Here is a 21,536-nt window from a genome sequence, read left to right on the forward strand (position 1 = left end):
CAACCATGCCGAACCCTGTTCCCGCGATCAGCGAAGCCGAAAGCCGCGTGATGGAAGTGCTGTGGCGCAAGGCGCCGCAGACTTCCGAGGACATCGTCGCCGCCGTGCAACAGGGCAGCGACTGGCATGAAAAGACCATCCGCACCCTGCTCGGCCGCCTGCTCGGCAAGGGCGCGGTAAGCGCGGAGAAGGATGGCCGGCGCTACCTCTACGCCCCCGTGCTGAGCCGTGAACAATGGCAGTCGCAGGAGAGCCGCAGCCTGCTCGACCGCGTGTTCGGCGGCAAGCTCAGTCCGCTGCTGGCGCATTTCAGCGAGCACGAGAAGCTCGGCGCGAAGGACGTGGCCGAGCTGCGCAAGCTGCTGGCAGCCATCGAGAAGAAGGAACGCTGAGATGGATGCGAGCCTGCTGCGTTGCCTGCTGCTCGTGACCGCGGCGCTGGCCTCGGTGCTGCTGGCGAGACGCTCCGTGCGGCGGGCCTTCGGCGCCGGCCCGGCCTTCGTCCTGTGGCTGCTGCCCATGCTGGCGATGGCGCTGCCGTGGCTACCCGCCCTGCCTTCACAGTGGGGCGCCCTGCCGGCCATCCACGTCCTGCCCGACGGTTTGGCCGCCGGAACGGCGGGCGCCGTGGCCAGCACGCACGCGCCGTGGCCGCGCTGGCTGTGGCTGGCCGGCGCAATCGCGATGCTGTCGCGATTGGTCGCGCAGTACCTGCGCCTGCGTCGGCAGTCTCGTCCATTGCCGGCGGCGCTGGTGACGGGTCTGCGGCAGGAACTGCACGACCTCGATCCGCGTCGCCTGCGCCTGCATCCGAGCGGTCCCGCCGTGCTGTGGGCGCCGCGCAGCCTGGTGCTGCTGCCGGCGGATTTCCTCGAACGCTTCGCCGCCGCCGAACGGCGCCTGGTGCTGCATCACGAACTCACCCACCTGCGTCGCGGCGACGCGCTGTGGAGCCTCGTCGCCGAACTGGTACTTGCGCTGCTGTGGTTCCACCCGCTGGCTTGGCTGGCGCGGCCGCGCTTCCGGCTCGACCAGGAACTGGCCTGCGACGAACGCGTGCTGCGCGACGCGCCGCACGACGACGCCGACTACGCCCACACCTTGCTGCACAGCGTCGGCCTGTCCCCCGTGCCGGTGCTGATTCCCTGGCTCGCCGAGCCCCAACTCAAGGAGCGACTCACCATGATCCAGCGTCATCGTCCCGGGGCCCTGCGCCGCCGTGCGGGTGTTGTCGCGCTTACCGTGCTGATGGCCGGCAGCGTGTTCGTGGCGCAGGCGGCCGTCCACGACCAGCAGGCCGGCCAGGACCTCGCCTACAACTCGCGCATGTATCCACGCTACCCCGCAGCGGCCATCAAGGCCGGCGAACAAGGCACCGTGATACTGAAAGTCCAGGTGCTCGCCGATGGTTCCGTGGGCACCATCACCTACGAGCCCGAGCACAGCACCACCACCTCGGCCGACCTGATCGCGGCGGCCACCGATGCCGCGCGGCAGTGGCGCTTCAATCCGGAGATCAAGGGCGGCAAGCCGGTCACGGGCTATGCGCGCGTGCCGGTCAGATTCGACATCCACCCAATGCCGGGCAAGGCCGGCAAGGACGAAGTTGAGAAATCAAGTTCGAAGTAGGCCAAACCCAATTGATTTGCATGTGAATTATTGAATTGATAACCTCGGCGCGTCCCACGCCGAGGTTGTCTCGTGAATCCGCAGCGCGCCGCCCGATTCGCAACTTCGCCCGCGCGCATCGCCCGGCTGGCGCTGCTGACCGTTGCGATCGCCCTGCTGGCCGCCTGCGCCAGCGCGCCCCGTCGCAGCGGCACCACCCCATCCGCCCTGGCCAGCGAACCCGCACGCGGCCCCGAGGGCGAGATCGCCGCCGCCAACGACGTGCTGTTCCGCGCCATGGCCTTGGTCGGCACGCCGTACCGCTGGGGTGGCAACAGTCCCGCCGGCGGCTTCGACTGCAGCGGCCTGGTCGACTACATCTACCGCAACGCCACCGGCCTCGAACTGCCGCGCACCTCCGGCGAAATGGCCGACATGGACGCGCGCAAGGTCAAGCGCATGACCCAGCTGGTCAGTGGCGACCTGGTGTTCTTCGACATCGGCGGCCGCATCAGCCATGTCGGCGTCTACGTGGGCAAGGGCCGCTTCGTGCATGCGCCGAACAGCGGCGGCACCGTGCGCCTGGACGATATCGACGGGCCGTACTGGGCCGAGCACTTCGCGTTCGGGAAGCGGGTGCTGGACTGATGCCCGTCGCACCCGGAACGGGCGCGAAGTGGACGCCCGCCTCACGGATACGGGCCTAGGCTAGGCGGACAGGCCAGCACGATATCGGCTGCACGGCCCGCCGCCTGCCTGCGCGATGCCGCCCCGACGGCCACCCGTCGCTTCCACACCGAGGATCGATCCATGAGCATCAGCAAGATTCTGTACACCGCCACCTCCACCGCCAAGGGCGGCCGCGAAGGCCATGTCCACAGCAGCGACGGCGTGCTGGACTTCGACCTGAAGGTACCGAAGGAACTGGGTGGCCCGGGCGGCCGCGGCAGCAATCCGGAGCAACTGTTCGCTGCCGGCTATGCGGCCTGCTTCGAGGGTGCGGTGCGCTACGTGGCGCGCGAGAAGAAGATCGCGCTGAAGGACGCCTCGGTGACCGCGCACGTCGGCATCGGACCACGCGAGCCGACCGGCTTCGGCATCGCGGTGAGGCTGGAGGTGAGCCTGCCGGGCCTCGACCGCACCGTGGCGCAGGAACTCGTCGACACCGCCCATCGCGATATCTGCCCGTACTCGCACGCCACGCGCGGCAACGTGGACGTGCAGATCAGCCTGGTGTGATTCCAGATTCGGAATGATTGGGCTGTTGATTCGTCGGCCAGTGCTCCGCCGGGCTCACAGCAAGGCCGTCCCCTCTCCCCAACCCTCTCCCGCAGGCGGGAGAGGGGGCGAACGTAAAAACGGCGTCCTTTCGGACGCCGTTTTTGCTTGAGTCACATTGATGCGGGACGCCGTTTTGCTTTTACCGTTGATCCGCCGGTCAGTGCTCTGCACTGCCCGGCGGATGGGCGTGGCCGTGCTTCAGTTCTTCCTCGGTGGCATCGCGCACTTCCTGGATCGCGACGTCGAAGTCCAGCGTCTTGCCGGCCATCGGGTGGTTGAGGTCCACATCGACCGCGCTCATGCCGACCTTGTGCACGGTGACTGCGCGCTGGCCGCCTTCCTTCAGCGCCAGCACGGTGGTCATGCCGGGCTTGAGGTGTTTGGCGTGCTGGAAATACTTCTTCGGTACGCGCTGGATCTGGCCTTCCTGGCGTTCGCCATAACCGTCGACGGGGGCGATCGTCGCCTGGACGTTGTCGCCGGCGGCGTGCTCTTCCAGCGCCTTCTCCAGGCCCGGGATCAGCTGGCCGTGGCCGAGCAGGATCCACAACGGCTCGCCGTTGTCGTGCGAGCTTTCCACCTTCGCGCCGTCCACGCTGAGCGTGTAGTGCAGCGCGACGACCTTGTCCTTGCCAGCCTTCATTGCCTGTCTCTCTGATGATGCAAAGGGCGTGATTCTATCAGGAGCCCGGCTTGCCGAAGCCCACCCCACGCGCCTCCGGCCCCAGCCACACCAGTGCGGCGAGCACCACGGCCACCACCGCGACCCACAGCGACATCGCCCAGGCGAAATCGCCACCGTGCCGGTGCGCCAGACAGGTTTGCGCGGTGGCAGTGCCGGCGGCGAGCAGGTTGCCGAGCTGGTAGGCGAAGCCCGGCAGGGTGCCGCGCACCGCGTCGGGCGACAGTTCGTTGAGATGGGTGGGCACCACGCCCCAGGCGCCCTGCACCATCACCTGGATCAGGAAGGCGCCCAGGCCGAGCAGCCACAGCGAGCCGCCGTGCGTCCACAGCGGGATCACCGGAATCGCCAGCAGCGCGGCCACGATCATCGCGCGCCGCCGCCCCACCTTTTCCGACCACGCGCCGAAGAACAGGCCGCCGGCCAGCGCGCCGAGGTTGAGCAGCGCCACCAGCAGGAAGGCCGCGCCCGAACCGGTGGGCAGGCGCAGGTTCACTTCCTCGAAGGTGTGGTACATGTCCTGCGAGCCGTGGCTGAAGGCGTTGAACGCGAACATCAGCACGATCATGTAGGCGAACAGCTTCCAGTGCCCGCGCATCGCCTCGCCCACCCCGACCTTGCCGTGCGCATGCTGCCCGGCCTGCCACACCGGCGACTCCGGCACCTTGCGCCGGATGTACAGCACCAGCAGCGCCGGCACCGCGCCCACCACGAACAGGCCGCGCCAGCCGATCGCGTCGACCAAGAGCCAGTTCGCCAGCGCGGCGAGGAAGAAGCCGCAGGGATAGCCACTCTGCAGCAGGCCCGAGACCAGGCCGCGCGATTTCGGCGGGATCGCCTCCATCGCCAGCGAGGCGCCGATGCCCCACTCGCCGCCCATCGCCACGCCGAACAGGAAGCGCAGCACCAGCAGCATGGCCAGCGAGGTCGAGAACGCCGTGGCCAGTTCGAACACCGAGAACAGCACCACGTCCAGCATCAGCACCGGCCGCCGCCCGTAGCGGTCCGCCAGCCGGCCGAAGATCAGCGCGCCCAGCGGCCGCGCCGCCAGGGTGAGGAACAGGCCGTAGGTCACCGCCTCGTTGTCGGTGTGGAACTCCTTCGCCACGCCCACGATCACGAAGGTCAGCAGGAAGTAGTCGAACGCATCCAGCGTCCAGCCGAGGAAGCTGGCCAGCACGGTGTGGCGCTGTTCGTGGCTCAGTTCGCGCAGGGACGACAGCGGCGACATGGCAGGCACTCCGCAGGGCGACGGCGCAGGCTAGCACGCGATCCCGGCAGCGCCCGCCCGCTTCGGCTATACTCCGCGCACGGCTTCCCCGCCGTTGCGGCTTGCGCCGCCCCATTTCCCAAGATCGCAACACGGTTCCGCATGAACGCTCCGGGTTGCACAGGAGTGTTTTCATGTCTTTCGAATCGCTGGGCCTCGCGCCCGCGTTGCTGCGTGCGCTTGCCGAACAGGGCTACGCCGAACCCACCCCGGTGCAGGCCGGATCCATCCCGCTGGTGCTGGAAGGCCACGACCTGCTCGCCGCCGCGCAGACCGGCACCGGCAAGACCGCCGCGTTCGCGCTGCCCTTGCTGCAGAAGCTGTCCGGCGCCGGCCCGACCATGACGCGCCGCCCGCGCGCCCTGGTGCTCACGCCCACCCGCGAGCTGGCCGCGCAGATCCACGACAACCTGCGCGACTACGGCAAGCACCTGCGCGTCAGCGCCACCACCATCTTCGGCGGCGTCGGCATGGGCCCGCAGATCAACGTGCTGCGCCGCGGCGTGGACATCGTGATCGCCACGCCCGGCCGACTGATCGACCACATGCAGCAGCGCACGCTGGACCTCTCCGGCGTGGAGACGCTGGTGCTCGATGAGGCCGACCGCATGCTCGACATGGGCTTCCTGCCGGCGCTCAAGCGCATCCTCGGCGCCGTGCCCAAGCAGCGCCAGACCCTGCTGTTCTCCGCCACCTTCGCGCCCGAGATCAAGGCGCTGGCGATGCAGTTCATGCGCGCGCCGCGCGAGGTCTCGGTGACGCCGCCGAACTCCGTGGCCACGCTGGTCAGCCACCACGTGCACCCGGTCGACGCAGCGAACAAGCGCGAGCTGCTGCTGCACGTGCTGAGCCAGGACAGCCGCCGCCAGACCCTGGTGTTCAGCCGCACCAAGCACGGCGCCGACAAGCTGGTGAAGTACCTGGAAGTGTCCGGCCTGCGCGCCGCGGCGATCCACGGCAACAAGAGCCAGAACGCGCGCACCAAGGCGCTCGCCGACTTCAAGAGCAGCCGCATCACCGTGCTGGTGGCCACCGACATCGCCGCGCGCGGCATCGACATCGACCAGCTGCCGATGGTCATCAACTTCGACCTGCCGATGGTGGCCGAGGACTACGTGCACCGCATCGGCCGCACCGGCCGCGCCGGCAGCGAAGGCAAGGCGGTGTCGCTGGTCAGCCACGACGAATCCGGCCTGCTGCGCGACATCCGCAAGCTGCTCAAGGACGAGATCGCCATCGACAACGTGCCCGGCTTCGAGCCTTCCACGCCGCTGCGGCTGGATGCCGGCGCGCCGCGTCCGAAGCAGGGCCAGCGCCAGCCGCGGCCGCCGCAACGCCAGAGCAGCGGCGGCCAGCGTCAGGGCGGCGCGCATCGCCCGCACGGCCACGCGTCATCGAACGGCGGCAGCGAACACGCCGCGGGCAACCGCAAGCGCCATCGCCGGCCGCGGCCGGCAGCGAAGGCCTGACGAAACACCGGTAGGAGCGCACCCTGTGCGCGATGGCTCTGGCTTTGATCGATACCAGAGCATTCGCGCACAGGGTGCGCTCCTACAGTTTTGTCAGCGCTCCTGATCGGTGGGCCGCATCAGCACTTCGTTGATGTTGACGTGCGACGGCCGGCTCACGCAGAAGGCGATCACCTCGGCCACGTCCTGGCTCTGCAGCTGACGCATGCTGTCGGCCCAGGCGTTGAGCGCGTCCTTGGTCGCGGCATGGCCGATGTGTTCGCGCAGCTCGGTCGCCACCGCGCCCGGCTCGATCACGCTGACGCGGATGTTGTCCTTGTACACCTCGCGGCGCAGCGCCTCGGAGAACGCCACCACGCCGAACTTGGCGGCCGAGTAGGCCGCCGCGTTGGGGTTGGCCACGCGCCCGGCGGTGGAGGAGACGTTGACGATGTGACCGTCGCGCCGCGCGCGCATGCCGGCCAGCGCGGCCTGCGTCGAGGCGATCAGGCCCAGCACGTTGAGTTCCAGCATGTGCCGCCAGCGGCCGAGGTCGGCCTCGGCGACCGGCTCCAGGTACATCACGCCGGCGTTGTTGACGAGGATGTCCAGACGACCGAAATGCTGCTCGGTCTCGCGCACGATGCGTTGCGCCTCGGCCTCGTCGGCGAGGTCGGCCACCAGCACCAGCGGCTCGGCGCCGAGCGAGGCCAGCTGCTGCGCCAGTGCGTCCAGGCGTTCGCGCCGGCGCGCGGCGATCGCGACCTTGGCGCCGTGCCGCGCCAGTTCCAGCGCGGTGGCTTCGCCGATGCCGGAGGAGGCGCCGGTCACCAGCGCGATGCGGTCTTTCAGGCGGTTGTGCATGTTCGTCTCCCAATCAAAGGTTCCGTTCGCGCTGAGCGTAGCTTGCGCCAGCAAGCGGAGTCGAAGCGCCACGCGATGCCCTTCGACTCTGGCCCTTCGGGCCGACGCTCAGGGCGAACGGCACAAATCTCAGACTGTTACAATGCCACCATTCTCCCGCATGCCGCCGCGCATGCCACCTCGAGGTTCCCCCATGTCCGCCCCGTCTCCCGATTCCGCCCCGGCTGTCGCCGGCTTCGGCGCGCTTGCGCTTTCGCCGGAGGTGCTGCGCGCGCTCACCGACGTGGGCTACGAGTCGCCCTCGCCGATCCAGGCCGCCACCATCCCGCCGCTGCTGGAAGGCCGCGACGTGCTGGGCCAGGCGCAGACCGGCACCGGCAAGACCGCCGCGTTCGCGCTGCCGATCCTCTCGCGCATCGACCTCAAGCCCGGCAAGCCGCAGGCACTGGTGCTGGCGCCCACGCGCGAACTGGCGATCCAGGTGGCCGAGGCGTTCCAGCGCTACGCCGCCCATCTGCCCGGCCTGCAGGTGCTGCCGATCTACGGTGGCCAGAGCTACGGCCCGCAGTTGCACGCGCTGCGCCGTGGCGTGCACGTCGTGGTGGGCACGCCGGGTCGGGTGATCGACCATCTCGACAAGGGCACGCTCGACCTCTCGGAACTCAAGTATCTGGTGCTCGACGAAGCCGACGAGATGCTGCGCATGGGCTTCGTCGACGACGTGGAGAAGGTGCTGGAAGCCACGCCACCCACCCGCCAGGTGGCGCTGTTCTCCGCCACCATGCCGGTGCCGATCCGCAAGATCGCGCAGAGGCACCTGAAGGAACCGGTGGAGATCGCCATCAAGGCCGCCACCACCACCGCGGCGAACATCCGCCAGCGCTACTGGTTCGTCAGCGGCATGCACAAGCTGGACGCGATGACGCGCATTCTCGAAGCCGAACCGTTCGACGCGATGATCGTGTTCGCGCGCACCAAGCAGGCCACCGAGGAGCTGGCCGAGAAATTGTCGGCGCGCGGCTTCTCCGCCGCCGCGATCAACGGCGACATCGCGCAGCCGCAGCGCGAGCGGGTGATCCAGCAGCTCAAGGACGGCAAGCTCGACATCCTGGTCGCCACCGACGTCGCCGCGCGCGGCCTCGACGTGGAGCGCATCAGCCACGTGATGAATTACGACATCCCCTACGACACCGAGAGCTACGTGCACCGCATCGGCCGCACCGGCCGCGCCGGGCGCAGCGGCGAGGCGATCCTGTTCGTCACGCCGCGCGAGAAGGGCATGTTGCGCGCGATCGAACGCGCCACCCGCCAGCCGATTCAGGAGATGAAGCTGCCCACCGTCGAGGCGGTGAACGACCAGCGCATCGCCAAGTTCATGCAGCGCATCAGCGACAGCCTCGCCACCGGCGAGCTGACGCTGTTCCAGCAGCTGATCGAGCAGTACGAGCAGGAACACGACGTGCCGGCGATCGAGATCGCCGCCGCGCTGGCGCGCATCGCCCAAGGCGACCGCCCGCTGCTGCTGGCGCCGCCGCCGAAGCGCGAAGCCGCGCCGCGCGAGCACGTCGAGCATCACGACCGGACGGAGCGCCGCGAGCGTTCCGAACATCACGGCAAGCCCGAGCGCGAACACCCGCGCGCGCCGACCGGCCACGCGCCGCGTCCGCACCACACCGAGGCGGGCAAGATCACCTACCGCATCGAGGTCGGCCACGACCACGGCGTGAAGCCCGGCAACATCATCGGCGCGATCGCCAACGAGGCGGGGCTGGACAGCCAGTACATCGGCCGCCTCAGCATCCGCGGCGACCACAGCCTGGTCGACCTGCCCGACGGCATGCCGAAGGAAGTCTTCGGGCACCTGAAGAAGGTCTGGGTGGCGCGCCAGCAGTTGCAGATCCATGCGTGGGACGGCAAGGACGACACGACCGGCGAACACGGCGTGCATCCCGCCCGCAAGCCGGGCGGCTTCCGCAAACCCGGCGGTTTCAAGCCCGGCGGCGCCAAGCCCGGCCCGCGCAAGCCGCGTGCGCACGACGGCAAGCCGCCACGCTCGAAGTAGGTCGGGCTTCAGCCCGACTTGCCTTGCGGAGATGTCGGGCTGAAGCCCGACCCACGCCCGGCACGGCGCCGGCGTTTCCGCAAGGCAACGCTGCGTTCGCTTCGCTGTGGATGCAAATTCCGTACGCGCCACCATCTTGGGCCGATCCCCCACGAGGCGATCCGCCATGCCCACCCTGCCCAGCCTGTACATCTCCCACGGCTCGCCGATGACCGCGTTGCAACCCGGCGCAACCGGTGCGCGGCTGACCGAACTGGCGCAGGCGTTGCCGCGCCCCAAGGCCATCGTGATCGCCAGCGCGCACTGGCTGGCGCACGCGCCGCTGGTGGGCGGCGCCGCACAGCCGGACACGATCCACGACTTCCACGGCTTCCCGCCTGCGCTGTACCAGCTGCGCTATCCCGTGCCGGGCGCACCCGCGCTCGCCGCGCGCGTGATGGACTTGCTCGACCAAGCCGGCCTCGCGCCGCAAATCGACCCGCAGCGCGGGCTGGACCACGGCGCCTGGGTACCGCTGCGCCTGCTCTACCCTGACGCCGACATCCCGGTGGTACCGCTGTCGATCCAGCCGGAGCTGGGCTCCGCGCACCAGTACGCGCTGGGCCGTGCGCTGGCGCCACTGCGCGGAGAAGGCGTGCTGCTGATCGGCTCGGGCAGCATCACCCACAACCTGCACGACTTCCGCGCCGGCTACAGCGCCGAGCGCGAGGCGCCCTACGTGCGTCCTTTCATCGGCTGGATCGAGCAGAAGCTGGCGGCGGGCGACGTCGACGCCTTGCTCGACTACCGCCGCCAGGCGCCGTTCGCCCAGCGCGCCCACCCCACCGACGAGCACCTGCTGCCGCTGTTCTTCGCGCTGGGCGCGGCCGGCGACGGCGCGCAAGCGCAGCGCATCGACGCCGGCATCGACCTCGGCTTCCTCGCGATGGACATCTACCGCTTCGACGATCCGGCCACCGTCACTTCACGATGACCGTACCGATCATGAATGGGTGCACCGTGCAGTAGTAGGTGTAGGTGCCCGGTTTGCTGAAGATGGTCACGTAGCGGTCGCCGGTGTCCAGCGCCTTCGACGGCGCGAACTGCCCGTTCGCGCTGACCACGATGTGCGGCTCCTCGTCGCGGTTGATCCATGTCACCTTCGCGCCCACCGGCACGGTGAGCGTCTTCGGCATGAACATGAAGTTGTGGATCTCGATCTGGCCAGGCTTGGCCGCGGCATCGACCGCGGCATGCGCCGCCAGCGCCGGTGCACCCACGGCCAGCCACAGGCAGGCTGCAAGGACAAGACGACCGCTCATGCCATCGCCTCCTCGGTGACGGCCAGCGCATCCTTGCCCTGCACGTGGCGCACGCTGCGGATGCCGAGATAGCTGCGCAGCCGGTCGGGCGTCACGCTCTTCAGCGGCCCCGGCACCGGTCCCGCGCCGGGCGCGGGCTGCGGGTAGGCGGTGGAGCGCGCGGTGTGGAACGTGATGTTGCCTTCCACCTTCTGCTGGATCTGGTGGATGTGGCCGTTCAGCACGCTGACCGAGCCGAAGCGGCGCAGGTAGCCCATCGCCTCCGCGCTGTCGTCGGTGCCCCAGCCCCACTGGGGGTACAGCGACCACATCGGCATGTGCGCGAACACCAGCACCGGCGTCTCGGCGGACAGCGGCGCGAGATCCTGCTTCAGCCAGGCGAGCTGCTCGGCGCCCAGGTAGCCGAGTCCGCCGGCCTTGAGGTTCAGCACGTTGATCAGGCCCACGAAGTGCACGCCACGGTGGTCGAAGCTGTACCAGCCGCCGTCGTGCTGGCGTTCGCCGAAACGGCGGAAGAATTCCGCGCCGTTGTCGCCGATCACGTCGTGTTCGCCCGGCACGTAGAGCACCTTGCCCTTGCCGGCGCGCGACTCCTGCATCAACCCCTGCACGGTGGCGAATTGGTCCGGCCGCGACAGGTGGGTGAGGTCGCCGGTGTGCAATACAAAATCCGGGCGCACCGGCAGCGCGTCGACCTGGGCCAGCGCCGCGCGGAACGTGGCCGCCGGGTCCGGGTTCGGCGCGAGGTGGAAGCCGATGTGCGAATCGCTGACCTGGGCGAAGCTGAAGGTGGTGTCCCTCGCCTCGGCGCCCGCGGCGGCGCCCAGGGTGCGGGCATGCAGCACGCCGCCCTTCATCATCAAGAGGGTGCCGGTGCCGGCCCAGGCCATGCACTTCATGAATTCGCGGCGGCCCATCGTGCGCTTGTCGTGTTCGTCTTGCATGGTTTCCACTCCACGGCGCCTGGGATGTGCGCCCTTCGTGATCCATTACCGGGCGGTCCAATGGCCTATTCCGGTTTTTTCGCGTCGGGAATAAAGTCGTTGCCCGCGCGGTAACCCCCTTATGCCCAGCGAAGCGCCAGCCGCCTCCCCGCCTCCGCCGCCCGCCATCGGCGCGCGCTTCGAAGCCGTGGTATTGCCGTGGCTGGACGCGGCGTGGAACCTCGCGCGCTGGCTGGCCCGCGACGATGCCGACGCACAGGACGTGGTGCAGGAGGCGATGCTGCGCGCGCTGCGCTACTTCGACAGCTTCCACGGCGGCGATGCGCGGGTGTGGCTGCTGGCGATCGTGCGCAACACCTTCTTCACGCTGCGCAGCAAGACCCTGCCCGAGCACCTTACCGAGCCGCTGGACGAGGACACCCATCCGCTGGTCGACGAACAGGCCACGCCGGAGGCGCTGACCCTGCTCGCGGTGGACGTGGGCTCGCTGCGCGCCGCGCTGGAGCGTCTGCCGCCGCCGTGGCGCGAGGCGATCGTGCTGCGCGAGCTGGAGGAATGTTCCTACAAGGAGATCGCCGCGATCACCGGCCAGAAGATCGGCACCGTGATGTCGCGGCTCGCCCGCGCCCGCGAGCGGCTGAAACTCGAACTGACCCACCGATCCGGGGAGGCGCGCCGCCATGATCTGCGCTGACGCCCGACTGCTGTTGCACGCCTATATCGACGACGAACTCGACGTCGCGCAGAGTGCCGCGATGGCCAGCCATGTCCGCGACTGCACCGCCTGCGCTACCCGCGTGCGCGAACACGAACGGCTGCGGCACGTGCTGGCGCAGCCGGAGCTGTACCGGCACGCGCCGGCCGCGCTGCGCGAGCACTGGACGCCGCGACACGAATCCGTGCCGCCGGCGACCATCCCGCGCCCGCGCCGCGCACCGATCGCCTGGGCCGCAGCGGCCGGTTTCGCCGGCGCGCTGCTGCTGGCTACGCCGCTGTACTACGCCACGCAACCGCTCAACGCGGCCGGCGACGCGCTGGTCGACGATGCGGTGTCCAGCCATCTGCGCGCGCTGCAGCCGCAACACCTGATGGACGTGGTGTCGACCGATCAGCACACGGTGAAGCCGTGGTTCGACGGCAAGCTGGATTTCTCGCCGCGAGTGGTGGACCTGGCCGGCGCGGGCTTCCCGCTGGTGGGTGGCCGGCTGGACGCGCTGGAAGGCCGCAGCGTCGCGGCGCTGGTATACCGCCGCCAGCGGCATATCATCAGCGTGTACGAATGGCCCGCCACCACGGCGGATGCCAACGCCGCCCAGCGCGAATCGCGGCAGCATGGCTACACCGTGCTGCGCTGGATCGACGACGGCATGCACTACGTGGCAGTCTCCGATGTCGATCCCGCCGCGCTGCGCACATTCGTGCAGGATCTGCGCCGGGGCAGCGGCAGCAGCGATGCACGTTGACTGACCCCATCCCCACCGAAAGGACGACCGCAATGAAAAATCGATACATGAATCTCATGACAGCAGGCGCACTCGCGGCGTCGGTGTTGCTGGCCGTGCCGGCATTCGCCGCGCTGAACCAGGGCGCCAAGGCGCCGGACTTCACCGCCGAGGCCAGCCTGGCCGGCAAGGATTTCAGCTTCTCGCTGCAGGACGCGCTGAAGAAAGGGCCGGTAGTGGTGTACTTCTACCCGGCGGCCTACACCGGCGGCTGCGACATCGAGGCGCACACCTTCGCCACGCAAAAGGCCAGCTTCGACAAGGCGGGCGCCACCATCATCGGCGTCTCGGCCGACAGCCTGAAGCGGCTCAACACATTCTCGTCCGATCCGAACTACTGCGCCGGCAAGTTCCCGGTCGCCTCCGACGCCGACGGCAGGATCGCCGCGTCCTACGGCCTCAAGCTGCAGCCGGCGGAACCCGGCATGACCGATGTGCGCGGCCAGGTCATCGACCATGGCTTCATCCCGCGCACCACCTTCGTGATCGGGCGCGACGGCAAGATCGTCGCGGCGTTTTCCTCGGAAGCCGACCACCTGCACCCGCAGGACCACGTCACGAAATCGCTGGCCATCGTGCAGCACCTGCAGGCGGGCGCCGCGCCCTGATCGTGGCGCTGCCGACTAGGAGCTTGGGCGGTAGAAACATTCGAGGCGAGAAGCCTGCCGTGCGAGGGCAGGTTTTCGACGATTCGCCGCCCCATAGTGGTTCTATGGGGCAAGAAGCGACGGAAAGATGCACCGCACGGCGGGCTTTGCAGCCCGGATGATTTCTGCCGCCCAGGCTCCTAGGCCGCGCCCGCTCCGTCGACGCCGATCCAGTCCTCCGGCGTCAGCGGCGCCAGGTCATGGGCGATGCGCCCCTTGTCGCACTGCAGGCTGTGCCGGCCGAACTCCCAGGACGGCTCCACCTCGCGGCATACCGAGGGCTTGATCGGGTGGATGCTGCAGTGCGCGGCCTTGCCGATCTCGCCGACCAGCGCCACGCAGCGCATGGGCTGCGAGTGCGTGCCGCGCATCACCACGCGGTGTGGGTCGAGCTTCTCGGTAAGTCCCGCGGGCACCGTGCCGCCCAGGAAAGGCTCGGTTTCGGACCAGTGGAAGGCGATGCGGAAATGGGCGCAGCAAGCGCCGCAACTCAGGCAGGGATGGCTCATGCAGGCCGGCGAAAGCGCACCCCGAGGCGCGCGGCCGACAAATTCTAGGGCTGCTCGGGAGGCGGCGGAAGATGCCTCCGCCACCTCGTTTTCCTGTCGTTGATCCGCAAAATCCTACGGCTCGCCCGCGAACGTGTTGCAGCTGTTGATGTCGCCGCTGGCCATGCCGGTCTTGAACCACTTCACGCGCTGCGCCGAGGTGCCGTGGGTGAAGGTGTCGGGCACCACGCTGCCCCGGGTTTCCCTCTGCAAGGTGTCGTCGCCCACCGCACTGGCCGCGTTGAGCGCGGACTCCACGTCGCCGGGCTTCAGCCAGGCCAGGCGCTGCTGCGTGCGGTTCGCCCACACGCCGGCGAAGCAATCGGCCTGCAATTCCTGCCGCACGGACAGGCCGTCGGCCCCGTCCATCGGATAGCCCTGCTGCTGGAGTTGCCGCACCTTGTCGAAGACGCCGAGCAGGTTCTGCACGTGATGGCCGACTTCGTGTGCGATCACGTAGGCGCGCGCGAAATCGCCGGAGGCGTGGAATCGATCCTGCAGCTCCTGGAAGAAGCCAAGATCGAGGTAGACCTTGCGGTCGCCCGGGCAATAGAACGGCCCCACCGCGGTGGAGGCGGCGCCGCACGCGGTCGCCACCTGGCCCTGGAACAGGTGCAGCTTGGGATCCACGTAGGTTTGGCCGGCCGTAGCGAAATAGTCGCCCCAGGTTTTCTCGGTCGACCCCATGATGTGGCAGGCGAAGGAGATCTGTTCGCTGGCGGGATTCTGGCAACTGACGGCCTGCGCCGGCTGCGTCTGTCCGCTGGTCTGCTGCGCAACGCCGCCGTCACCGCCCAGGAAAGGCGTGATGAGGTCGCGCTTGAAGATCAGGCTCAGCACCACGAGGACCAGGATGCCGCCCAGGCCGAGGTGGACTCCGCCCGGCCGAAAACCGCCGCCGCCGCCACCACCGTCGCTGCCTTCCTCGACGTTGTCGCTGTTCTCGCCCTTCTGCCAGTCCATGTCCGCGCTCCCGTGCCGGTGCCCGTGGCGACGATAGCGCCTCGCCCGTCGCCGCCGCTACAGTGGCGACTCCCTCCGGACGAGATGCGCCATGCTTCAGCAACTGCCTGCCCTGGTCACCCTGCTCACGGTGCTGCTGATGTTCGGCACCGCCACCGCGGTGGGGTTCGCGCGTGGGAAATACGGCATCAAGGCACCGGCCACCAGCGGCCATCCCGCGTTCGAGCGCGCGTTCCGGGTACAGATGAACACGCTGGAAGCCACGCTGATGTTCCTGCCGCTGCTGTGGCTGGCCGCGCATTACGGCCTGGGCAGTTGGGCCGGCCTCGCCGGGCTGGTGTGGGTGGCAGGGCGCGTGTGGTACGCCGCGGCCTACCTCAAGGAAGCCAGCAAGCGCGAAGGCGGCTTCGTGCTGGGCTCGCTGGCCTTGCTCGCGGTGCTGGTGCTGGCCGCGTTCGGCACAGGCCGCGCGCTGCTGATGGGTTAACCCGCGGCGGGTACGACCCGCAGCCGTTCAATGCGCGCGCCATCCATCGCCACCACCTCGAACTGCAGGCCCTCGCTGGTGAAGCGGTCGCCCGCCACGGGCAACCGCCCCAGCTGCTGCAGCACGTAGCCGGCCAGGCTGGCGAAGCCGTCGTCGCTGCTCAGGCGGTGGCCCAGCAGGTGTTCCACCCGGCGCAGGTCGAGGCTGGCATCCAGCAGCCAGGCGCCGTCGCTCTCCTGCACCGCAGCGGGGTCGCCGCTGTGCTCGTCGGGGAATTCGCCGGCGATCACCTCCAGCACGTCGGCCGGGGTGACCAGGCCCAGCACGCTGCCGTACTCGTCCACCACCAGCGCCACCTGCAGCGGCGAGCGGCGGAACTCCTCGATCAGGCGCAGCACGCTCAGCGATTCCAGCACGCTCATCGGCTTGCGCACGACGGCGTCGGTGTCGATGCGGCCGTGTTCGAGCAGGCTGGCCAGCAGGTCGCGCGAAGTGGCCACGCCGATCAGCTGGTCGAGGTCGTCGCCAGCCACCGGTAACCAGTGGTGGCTGGAGGCGGTGACTTCGGCGCGCAATTTTTCCGCGTCCTCGCGCGGGTCGATCCAGCTGATCTCCGGGCGCGGGGTCATGATCGAGCGCACCGGCCGGTGCGCGAGGTCCAGCACGCCCTGCACCATCACCAGTTCGTCCTTGCCGAACATCGCAGCGCCGCTCTCGGCGGCTGCGTCGGCGGCCATGGGCGCGTCCTCCTCGTCCTCGCCGCCGGCGCCGAGCAGGCGCAGCACCGCCTGCGCGGTGCGGTCGCGCAGCGTACGCGAACTGCTGAACAGGCTGCGCCGGCGATTGCGGCGCATGGTCTGGTTGAACGCCTCGATCATGATCGAGAAGCCGATCGCGGCGTACAGGTAGCCCTTCGGGATGTGGAAACCGAAACCCTCGGCGACCAGGCTGAAGCCGATCATCAGCAGGAACGACAGGCACAGGATCACCACCGTGGGTCGCGCGTTGACGAAGGCGGTGAGCGGCTTGCTGGCGCTGATCATCAGGATCATCGCGATCACCACCGCGATCATCATGATCGCGAGGTGGTCGACCATGCCCACCGCGGTGATCACCGAATCCAGCGAGAACACCAGGTCGAGCACCACGATCTGCGCCACCACCAGCCAGAAGCGGGCCCGGGCCCGGGCGGACTCGTCGTGCTCGTCGCCGGCCTCCAGCCGCTCGTGCAGCTCCAGCGTCGCCTTGAACAGCAGGAAGGCGCCGCCCAGCAGCAGGATGATGTCGCGCCACGACAGCGCGAAGCCGTGCCAGTTGAGGATCGGCGCGGTCAGCCGCACCAGCCAGGACATCGCCGCCAGCAGCAGCAGGCGCATCACCAAGGCGAGGCCGAGGCCCATCAGGCGGGCGCGGTCGCGCTGTTGCGTGGGCAGCTTGTCGGCGAGGATCGCGACGAAGACGAGGTTGTCGATGCCGAGCACGATCTCCAGCACCACCAGGGTGAGGAGACCGGCCCAGGCGGAGGGGTCGGCGAGCCAGTCGAATGCGAACATGGGTTGGGCGCGCGGCGCCGTCATCCTCCTGGGAGCGGCCGATCACTATAGCAAGCGGCGCGGCGCAGCCGGCGCGACGCGCTCAGGCCAGTTCGACCGGCACCGCCGCGCTGACCACCCACAGCCGGTACGGCACGACCATCGGCTCGTTCGCGTGGCGCTCGGCCAGCATCGCCATCAGCTCCACGTCCAGCCGCTGCACGCGCGCCTCGTCGCTCAGCGCCGCCACGGCGGGGCAGGCCCGCACGCGCTTGCGCCAGGCCACGTGGCTGCAGGGCACTTCGATATCCAGCGACCAGGTGCGCAGGTCGCCGAAGCCGGCCTCGGCCACCTCCTTCAGCCACAGCGGATGCAGGCCGCTGCCGCTGTGCGCTGTCCAGCCGGGGTTGCAGGCCAGGATCAGCCGTTCGCTGTCCTGCACCACGTTGCCGGCCAGCGGCAACCATTCGTATTGCACGATCAGCAGGCGTCCGCCCGGGCGCAGCCAGCCGCGCGCCAACGCGAGCGTGCGTGGCCGCTCGCAGGCCTGCCAGCACTGCCCGGCGGTGACCGCATCGAACGAGGCGGCCGGGAAATCCGCGTTCTCCACCCGCGCCCGCCACTGCGTCACCGTCACCCCGGCGAGCCGGTCGAGTTCGGCGGCATGGGCCAGCAGGGGGGCGGAATGGTCGATGCCGGTGAGCGCACAGCCGCGCAACGCCAGGCCGCGTGCGAGGTTGCTGCCGCCGCAGTGCAGGTCCAGCACGGCGCCGCCCGACGGCAGGCTGCCGTCGGCGAGCAAGCGCTCGAACAGGACCTCGGGAAACTCGGTGACCGGTCGCAGACGCTCGACCGCGCTGCGCACGAAATCCTCACCCACTGTCCCTCCCTTGCAGCGCAAGCCGCCTGATTGTCAGCCGGACAGTCTCCAGCCCAATGCAGGCCAGAGCGTAGCACCGACCCGACCGTGCCGGATGGCGTATTGCGCCGGCTCGCGCGCAGCGGCCAAGATGCGGCATCGGGGTGCGGCGCCGCGCGTCCCGGCGATTTCGTCCATCAGGCGCATGGGTTCCACGTCCGATGGATGCACCGCGCCACAGCCTGCCACCTGCCCTGCCGCCGACCTTTGCCGCCCCCACCTTGCCCGGGCTGCCCGGCATCGGCGGTGCGCTGGGCCTGATCGCGCTGTACTTCGCCATGCAGGTGGTGACGGGCTTCGTGACGGCGCTGCTGCTGGGCTTCGGCTACCGCCTGCTGCACGGCGCCACGCCCGTCGACCTGCGCGCGCTGGTCACTCGCCCGGACATCAGCAGCGCGGTGGTGATCGTCACCTTGTGCGGCGCCGCGCTGGTCACGTTGTGGGCGGCGCGCGCGCGCTGGCCGCGTTTGTGGGCACAGGCACAGCCGCCCGGCTTCGGTTTCGCCACGCCCGCGGCGGCGTACTGCATTGCCGCGGTGGCGCTGGGGCTGGTGGTGCCGCTGGTCGGCGGCAAGCTCACTGAACTGCTGGCGCACGGCCACGCCGTGCCGCAGGACGTGAAGCAGCTGGGCGGCGGCGCCGGCACCGGCTTCCGCATCGCGCTCACCCTGGCGGTGGCCAGCATCGGCCCGCTGGTGGAGGAGCTGCTGTTCCGCGGCGTGCTGCTGTCCGCCCTGCTGCGCCGCCTGCGCACCGTCTGGGCGGTGCTGGCCAGCGCCGCGCTGTTCGCACTGGTGCACCTGCCCGACCTGCACTGGCTGTGGTACGCGCTGCCCAACCTCGCACTGCTCGGCGTGGTGCTGGCCTGGCTGCGGCTGCGCTCAGGCTCGTTGTGGCCTGCGGTGATCGCCCATGCCAGCAACAACCTGCTGGCGATGCTGGCGCTGTTCGCGTCGCTGGCCCATCCGGGGTGACTTAGAGCCTGTTCAACGTCTCCGCGTAGCTCGCGTTGCCCATGAATGGCCGTCAGGTGGCAGTGCGTGGTGCAGCGCCTGCCTGGCTGGCAGGTCAAGCCGCGCGCTGCCGCATGGCGGCCATTCATGGGCAACCCTTCGGGCCGGGTCTGTTTGCCCGCATCCCGGCGTCATCACTCGGTCGTGGACGGGCGTCCACTTCCTCGTTCTTCCTTGGTCTGCGCGCAAACAGCTCCCAGCGCGGGCCACGTGGAGACATTGAACAGGCTCTTAGCCGATGACGCCGGCCTCGCGCAGGAGTCGCGCCGTCTCGAACAGCGGCAAGCCCATCACGCCCGAGTAGCTGCCTTCCAGGTGCTCGACCAGCGCCGCGCCGTGGCCCTGGATCGCATACGCACCGGCCTTGCCGAAGGATTCGCCGGTGGCGACATAGGCGGCGATGGCGGCCTCGTCGAGCGCCGCGAAGCGCACCCGCGACACGCAGCAGGCGTTGCGTTCCGTATGCGCACCGATCAACCACACTGACGAAATCACCTCGTGCGTGCGACCGGACAGGCGGCGCAGCATCGCCGCCGCATCCGCCGCATCGCACGGCTTGCCGAACACCTCGTCGTCCAGCACCACCTCGGTGTCCGCGCCCAGCACGCGCGCATCGGCGTCGCCGGCCAGCGCGGCCAGCCCGGCGCGCGCCTTGTCGCGGGCGACCCGACTCACGTACTCGCGCGGCGATTCCTGCGCGGCGCGCCGCTCGGGCACGTCCACGTCGACCACGCGGAACGCCACGCCGAGCTGGGTCAGCAGCTCGCGGCGGCGCGGCGACTGCGAGGCGAGATGGAGCATGTGGATACCCTTCAAAGCGTGAGCGCGTATTCGCGGAACTGCGTGTCGCGCTGCCAGCCCAGCGATTCGTACAGCGCCTGCGCGGCCAGGTTGTCGTGCGCGGTGGAGAGCGAGAGGCTGGCCGCACCCTGGTTCCGCGCCTGCGCGGCGGCGGCTTCCAGCAAGGCCTTCGCCACGCCTTGCCGCCGTGCGTCCGCAGTCACGAACAAGTCGTTGAGCAGCCAGGTGCGCACCATGCGCACCGAGGAGAACAGCGGATAGAGCTGGGTGAAGCCCAGCGCCGTGCCGTGCGCGTCGCGGGCCAGCAGGATCATCGACTCGCCGAGGCGCAGACGGGCGGTGAGGAAGTCGCGCGCCCCCGCCTCGTCGGACGGCTTGCCGTAGAACCGGCGGTAGCCGTCGAACAGCGGCACCAGCGCATCGAGGTCGTGGAACGTGGCGCGGCGTATCTCGAACGGCATGGGCTTTCCCGATGGCGAGGGGGGGGGAGTGCCCAGCTTACCGTCACGCACGATGGTAGGGATGCCCCGCCACGATGGTGGTGGCGCGGTAGAGCTGCTCGGCCAGCACCAGCCGCACCAGCATGTGCGGCAAGGTGAGCGGGCCCAGCGACCAGCGCTGATCGGCGCGCGCGAGCACCTCCGCCGCGTGACCGTCGGGACCGCCGATCAGGAAAGCCAGGTCGCGCCCGGCCATGCGCCATGCCTTCAGCTGTTCGGCCAGTTCCTCGCTGGACCAGGTCTTGCCCCGGCCGTCCAGCGCGACCACGTGCGTATCGCGCGGCAGCGCAGCGAGGATCGCGGCGCCTTCGTCCTGCATCGCCTTCGCGTCGTCGCGGCCCTTGCCGCGCGCACCGGGTTTCAGTTCGACCAGTTCCAGCGGCAGCTCGTACGAGAGGCGCTTGCGGTATTCGGCAAAACCCTCGGCCACCCACGAGGGCATGCGCTCGCCAACCGCGATCAGGCGTGCGCGCATGATCGCAGTTCAACAATCAAAGCCGGCGCGCAGCGCCCGCGTTCGCCTCCTCTCCCCTTGAGGGCACGCGGGGAGCGGCCATGGATGGCCGCAGTCTTGAGGAGCGAGGAGAGGATTGAGGTGAGGGGTCGGGGCTTGCGGATGTGCTTGTCGAAGCAGCGTTTTGCTTCGTAGCCGACCTGCGGCGAGATTGCCCCCTCACCCCAACCCTCTCCCCGAAGGGGAGAGGGAGAAAGCCTGATGTTCACCCCGCTCTCGCGGCGTCGACATCCGGCTCACGGTCACCCACCGTCCACAACCTTTCCAGGCCATAGAACTCGCGGATGCGCGGCAGCATCACGTGGACGATCACGTCGCCCAGGTCCACCAGCACCCATTCGGCTTCCTGTTCGCCTTCCACGCCCAGCGGCATCACGCCGGCCTTCTTGGCGAACTTCACCACTTCGTCGGCGATGGATTTGACGTGGCGCGCGGAGGTGCCGGAGGCGATCACCAGCAAGTCGGCGATGGAGGTCTTGCCGCGCACGTCGATTTCGCGGACGTCCTTGGCCTTCAGTTCTTCCAGCGCGGCGATGACGGTCTTGCGCAGTTCGGCCGTGGAGTCGGCCTTGGTCTTGCGGCTAGTGCTCAAGATAAGCGAGCCTCGATACGGGATCACGCGCCCGGGCGGCGCGGCGGCAGTATAACGC

The 21,536-nt window shown here is 69.3% G+C and carries 25 protein-coding genes; 12 read left to right on the plus strand and 13 right to left on the minus strand.

Features of this window, described 5'->3' with window-relative positions:
* The first annotated feature begins 5 nt into the window (after window positions 1-5).
* The 4 genes from AB7878_RS02885 to AB7878_RS02900 all read left to right on the plus strand — a co-directional run bounded on the left by AB7878_RS02885 (window position 6) and on the right by AB7878_RS02900 (window position 2,847).
* A complete protein-coding gene (locus AB7878_RS02885; protein WP_369492910.1) occupies window positions 6-392 on the plus strand; it encodes a BlaI/MecI/CopY family transcriptional regulator in 387 nt (128 codons plus the stop codon).
* 1 nt (window position 393) lies between these two features.
* Window positions 394-1,629, plus strand: a complete 1,236-nt coding sequence (locus tag AB7878_RS02890; protein WP_369492911.1) for a M56 family metallopeptidase — start codon at window positions 394-396, stop codon at window positions 1,627-1,629.
* A 72-nt stretch (window positions 1,630-1,701) separates the two neighbouring features.
* Complete coding sequence (locus tag AB7878_RS02895) at window positions 1,702-2,256, plus strand: C40 family peptidase (RefSeq protein ID WP_369492912.1); 555 nt, start codon at window positions 1,702-1,704, stop codon at window positions 2,254-2,256.
* Between the two features lie 162 nt (window positions 2,257-2,418).
* Window positions 2,419-2,847 (plus strand): organic hydroperoxide resistance protein, encoded by a 429-nt coding sequence (locus AB7878_RS02900; protein ID WP_369492913.1) that lies wholly within the window; start codon window positions 2,419-2,421, stop codon window positions 2,845-2,847.
* A 199-nt stretch (window positions 2,848-3,046) separates the two neighbouring features.
* On the opposite strand, the gene AB7878_RS02905 is transcribed toward AB7878_RS02900, so the two are convergent.
* Together AB7878_RS02905 and AB7878_RS02910 are read right to left on the minus strand one after the other, a co-directional pair.
* Window positions 3,047-3,532, minus strand: coding sequence for an FKBP-type peptidyl-prolyl cis-trans isomerase (locus AB7878_RS02905; protein ID WP_369492914.1), 486 nt, complete (start codon window positions 3,530-3,532; stop codon window positions 3,047-3,049).
* 37 nt (window positions 3,533-3,569) lie between these two features.
* The gene (locus AB7878_RS02910) at window positions 3,570-4,802 is read right to left on the minus strand and encodes an MFS transporter (RefSeq protein WP_369492915.1); all 1,233 of its coding nucleotides are present in this window, start codon (window positions 4,800-4,802) and stop codon (window positions 3,570-3,572) included.
* Between the two features lie 173 nt (window positions 4,803-4,975).
* Between AB7878_RS02910 and AB7878_RS02915 the strand changes: the two genes are divergently transcribed.
* A complete protein-coding gene (locus tag AB7878_RS02915; RefSeq protein WP_369492916.1) occupies window positions 4,976-6,310 on the plus strand; it encodes a DEAD/DEAH box helicase in 1,335 nt (444 codons plus the stop codon).
* A 93-nt stretch (window positions 6,311-6,403) separates the two neighbouring features.
* Here AB7878_RS02915 and AB7878_RS02920 read toward each other — a convergent pair whose 3' ends face one another.
* Window positions 6,404-7,153: an SDR family NAD(P)-dependent oxidoreductase gene (locus AB7878_RS02920; protein ID WP_369492917.1), complete on the minus strand. Its 750-nt coding sequence runs from the start codon at window positions 7,151-7,153 to the stop codon at window positions 6,404-6,406.
* A 193-nt stretch (window positions 7,154-7,346) separates the two neighbouring features.
* Here AB7878_RS02920 and AB7878_RS02925 point away from each other — a divergent pair, with 193 nt between their 5' ends.
* A complete protein-coding gene (locus AB7878_RS02925) occupies window positions 7,347-9,215 on the plus strand; it encodes a DEAD/DEAH box helicase (protein ID WP_369492918.1) in 1,869 nt (622 codons plus the stop codon).
* 166 nt (window positions 9,216-9,381) lie between these two features.
* Window positions 9,382-10,188, plus strand: a complete 807-nt coding sequence (locus AB7878_RS02930) for a dioxygenase family protein (protein ID WP_369492919.1) — start codon at window positions 9,382-9,384, stop codon at window positions 10,186-10,188.
* Here the strand turns inward: AB7878_RS02930 and AB7878_RS02935 are convergent.
* Together AB7878_RS02935 and AB7878_RS02940 are read right to left on the minus strand one after the other, a co-directional pair.
* Complete coding sequence (locus tag AB7878_RS02935; protein ID WP_369492920.1) at window positions 10,175-10,516, minus strand: cupredoxin domain-containing protein; 342 nt, start codon at window positions 10,514-10,516, stop codon at window positions 10,175-10,177. The two genes, AB7878_RS02930 and AB7878_RS02935, sit on opposite strands and share 14 nt — an antisense overlap.
* Window positions 10,513-11,460: a metallophosphoesterase family protein gene (locus tag AB7878_RS02940; protein WP_369492921.1), complete on the minus strand. Its 948-nt coding sequence runs from the start codon at window positions 11,458-11,460 to the stop codon at window positions 10,513-10,515. Before AB7878_RS02940 ends, AB7878_RS02935 begins: the two co-directional genes overlap by 4 nt.
* A 121-nt stretch (window positions 11,461-11,581) precedes the next feature.
* Here AB7878_RS02940 and AB7878_RS02945 point away from each other — a divergent pair, with 121 nt between their 5' ends.
* From AB7878_RS02945 to AB7878_RS02955, 3 genes are read left to right on the plus strand one after another with little or no spacing between them, the layout of a single operon-like run.
* Window positions 11,582-12,154 (plus strand): sigma-70 family RNA polymerase sigma factor, encoded by a 573-nt coding sequence (locus AB7878_RS02945; protein WP_369492922.1) that lies wholly within the window; start codon window positions 11,582-11,584, stop codon window positions 12,152-12,154.
* The gene (locus AB7878_RS02950) at window positions 12,141-12,923 is read left to right on the plus strand and encodes an anti-sigma factor family protein (protein WP_369492923.1); all 783 of its coding nucleotides are present in this window, start codon (window positions 12,141-12,143) and stop codon (window positions 12,921-12,923) included. Before AB7878_RS02945 ends, AB7878_RS02950 begins: the two co-directional genes overlap by 14 nt.
* 47 nt (window positions 12,924-12,970) lie before the next feature.
* Complete coding sequence (locus AB7878_RS02955; protein WP_369492924.1) at window positions 12,971-13,570, plus strand: peroxiredoxin; 600 nt, start codon at window positions 12,971-12,973, stop codon at window positions 13,568-13,570.
* 179 nt (window positions 13,571-13,749) lie between these two features.
* On the opposite strand, the gene AB7878_RS02960 is transcribed toward AB7878_RS02955, so the two are convergent.
* On the minus strand, window positions 13,750-14,118 hold the full coding sequence (locus tag AB7878_RS02960; protein WP_369492925.1) for a YkgJ family cysteine cluster protein: 369 nt from the start codon (window positions 14,116-14,118) through the stop codon (window positions 13,750-13,752).
* A 114-nt stretch (window positions 14,119-14,232) separates the two neighbouring features.
* A complete protein-coding gene (ypfJ, locus tag AB7878_RS02965) occupies window positions 14,233-15,120 on the minus strand; it encodes a KPN_02809 family neutral zinc metallopeptidase (RefSeq protein WP_369492926.1) in 888 nt (295 codons plus the stop codon).
* 91 nt (window positions 15,121-15,211) lie between these two features.
* Between ypfJ and AB7878_RS02970 the strand changes: the two genes are divergently transcribed.
* Entirely contained in the window at window positions 15,212-15,607 is a 396-nt protein-coding gene (locus tag AB7878_RS02970; protein ID WP_369492927.1) for an MAPEG family protein, read from the plus strand.
* Here the strand turns inward: AB7878_RS02970 and AB7878_RS02975 are convergent.
* Together AB7878_RS02975 and AB7878_RS02980 are read right to left on the minus strand one after the other, a co-directional pair.
* Window positions 15,604-17,160, minus strand: a complete 1,557-nt coding sequence (locus tag AB7878_RS02975) for a TerC family protein (RefSeq protein ID WP_369492928.1) — start codon at window positions 17,158-17,160, stop codon at window positions 15,604-15,606. The two genes, AB7878_RS02970 and AB7878_RS02975, sit on opposite strands and share 4 nt — an antisense overlap.
* A gap of 82 nt (window positions 17,161-17,242) precedes the next feature.
* Window positions 17,243-18,019 (minus strand): class I SAM-dependent methyltransferase, encoded by a 777-nt coding sequence (locus AB7878_RS02980; RefSeq protein WP_369492929.1) that lies wholly within the window; start codon window positions 18,017-18,019, stop codon window positions 17,243-17,245.
* 200 nt (window positions 18,020-18,219) lie between these two features.
* On the opposite strand from AB7878_RS02980, the gene AB7878_RS02985 reads away from it, so the two are divergent.
* Window positions 18,220-19,032 carry a CPBP family intramembrane glutamic endopeptidase gene (locus AB7878_RS02985; protein WP_369492930.1) on the plus strand — a complete coding sequence of 271 codons (813 nt, stop codon included), beginning with the start codon at window positions 18,220-18,222 and terminating at the stop codon, window positions 19,030-19,032.
* 270 nt (window positions 19,033-19,302) lie between these two features.
* Here the strand turns inward: AB7878_RS02985 and AB7878_RS02990 are convergent, their stop codons facing one another.
* The 4 genes from AB7878_RS02990 to rsfS form a co-directional block, all read right to left on the minus strand.
* Window positions 19,303-19,872 carry a Maf family protein gene (locus AB7878_RS02990; protein ID WP_369492931.1) on the minus strand — a complete coding sequence of 190 codons (570 nt, stop codon included), beginning with the start codon at window positions 19,870-19,872 and terminating at the stop codon, window positions 19,303-19,305.
* Between the two features lie 11 nt (window positions 19,873-19,883).
* Window positions 19,884-20,333 (minus strand): GNAT family N-acetyltransferase, encoded by a 450-nt coding sequence (locus AB7878_RS02995; protein WP_369492932.1) that lies wholly within the window; start codon window positions 20,331-20,333, stop codon window positions 19,884-19,886.
* A 43-nt stretch (window positions 20,334-20,376) separates the two neighbouring features.
* A complete protein-coding gene (rlmH, locus tag AB7878_RS03000) occupies window positions 20,377-20,847 on the minus strand; it encodes a 23S rRNA (pseudouridine(1915)-N(3))-methyltransferase RlmH (RefSeq protein WP_369492933.1) in 471 nt (156 codons plus the stop codon).
* A gap of 244 nt (window positions 20,848-21,091) precedes the next feature.
* Window positions 21,092-21,478: a ribosome silencing factor gene (gene rsfS / locus AB7878_RS03005; protein ID WP_369492934.1), complete on the minus strand. Its 387-nt coding sequence runs from the start codon at window positions 21,476-21,478 to the stop codon at window positions 21,092-21,094.
* Between the last annotated feature and the right edge of the window lie 58 nt (window positions 21,479-21,536).

This window comes from Rhodanobacter humi (genome assembly GCF_041107455.1).
In the GTDB taxonomy this organism is placed as follows: domain Bacteria; phylum Pseudomonadota; class Gammaproteobacteria; order Xanthomonadales; family Rhodanobacteraceae; genus Rhodanobacter_A.

What these genes read in the sequence shown, in the direction of transcription:
- AB7878_RS02885 (WP_369492910.1), top strand. Translation starts at nt 6, where the DNA reads ATGCCGAACCCTGTTCCCGCGATCAGCGAAGCCGAAAGCCGCGTGATG.
- AB7878_RS02890 (WP_369492911.1), top strand. Translation starts at nt 394, where the DNA reads ATGGATGCGAGCCTGCTGCGTTGCCTGCTGCTCGTGACCGCGGCGCTG.
- AB7878_RS02900 (WP_369492913.1), top strand. Translation starts at nt 2,419, where the DNA reads ATGAGCATCAGCAAGATTCTGTACACCGCCACCTCCACCGCCAAGGGC.
- AB7878_RS02905 (WP_369492914.1), bottom strand. Translation starts at nt 3,532, where the DNA reads ATGAAGGCTGGCAAGGACAAGGTCGTCGCGCTGCACTACACGCTCAGC.
- AB7878_RS02910 (WP_369492915.1), bottom strand. Translation starts at nt 4,802, where the DNA reads ATGTCGCCGCTGTCGTCCCTGCGCGAACTGAGCCACGAACAGCGCCAC.
- AB7878_RS02915 (WP_369492916.1), top strand. Translation starts at nt 4,976, where the DNA reads ATGTCTTTCGAATCGCTGGGCCTCGCGCCCGCGTTGCTGCGTGCGCTT.
- AB7878_RS02920 (WP_369492917.1), bottom strand. Translation starts at nt 7,153, where the DNA reads ATGCACAACCGCCTGAAAGACCGCATCGCGCTGGTGACCGGCGCCTCC.
- AB7878_RS02925 (WP_369492918.1), top strand. Translation starts at nt 7,347, where the DNA reads ATGTCCGCCCCGTCTCCCGATTCCGCCCCGGCTGTCGCCGGCTTCGGC.
- AB7878_RS02930 (WP_369492919.1), top strand. Translation starts at nt 9,382, where the DNA reads ATGCCCACCCTGCCCAGCCTGTACATCTCCCACGGCTCGCCGATGACC.
- AB7878_RS02935 (WP_369492920.1), bottom strand. Translation starts at nt 10,516, where the DNA reads ATGAGCGGTCGTCTTGTCCTTGCAGCCTGCCTGTGGCTGGCCGTGGGT.
- AB7878_RS02940 (WP_369492921.1), bottom strand. Translation starts at nt 11,460, where the DNA reads ATGCAAGACGAACACGACAAGCGCACGATGGGCCGCCGCGAATTCATG.
- AB7878_RS02945 (WP_369492922.1), top strand. Translation starts at nt 11,582, where the DNA reads ATGCCCAGCGAAGCGCCAGCCGCCTCCCCGCCTCCGCCGCCCGCCATC.
- AB7878_RS02950 (WP_369492923.1), top strand. Translation starts at nt 12,141, where the DNA reads ATGATCTGCGCTGACGCCCGACTGCTGTTGCACGCCTATATCGACGAC.
- AB7878_RS02955 (WP_369492924.1), top strand. Translation starts at nt 12,971, where the DNA reads ATGAATCTCATGACAGCAGGCGCACTCGCGGCGTCGGTGTTGCTGGCC.
- AB7878_RS02960 (WP_369492925.1), bottom strand. Translation starts at nt 14,118, where the DNA reads ATGAGCCATCCCTGCCTGAGTTGCGGCGCTTGCTGCGCCCATTTCCGC.
- ypfJ (WP_369492926.1), bottom strand. Translation starts at nt 15,120, where the DNA reads ATGGACTGGCAGAAGGGCGAGAACAGCGACAACGTCGAGGAAGGCAGC.
- AB7878_RS02970 (WP_369492927.1), top strand. Translation starts at nt 15,212, where the DNA reads ATGCTTCAGCAACTGCCTGCCCTGGTCACCCTGCTCACGGTGCTGCTG.
- AB7878_RS02975 (WP_369492928.1), bottom strand. Translation starts at nt 17,160, where the DNA reads ATGTTCGCATTCGACTGGCTCGCCGACCCCTCCGCCTGGGCCGGTCTC.
- AB7878_RS02985 (WP_369492930.1), top strand. Translation starts at nt 18,220, where the DNA reads ATGGATGCACCGCGCCACAGCCTGCCACCTGCCCTGCCGCCGACCTTT.
- AB7878_RS02990 (WP_369492931.1), bottom strand. Translation starts at nt 19,872, where the DNA reads ATGCTCCATCTCGCCTCGCAGTCGCCGCGCCGCCGCGAGCTGCTGACC.
- AB7878_RS02995 (WP_369492932.1), bottom strand. Translation starts at nt 20,333, where the DNA reads ATGCCGTTCGAGATACGCCGCGCCACGTTCCACGACCTCGATGCGCTG.
- rlmH (WP_369492933.1), bottom strand. Translation starts at nt 20,847, where the DNA reads ATGCGCGCACGCCTGATCGCGGTTGGCGAGCGCATGCCCTCGTGGGTG.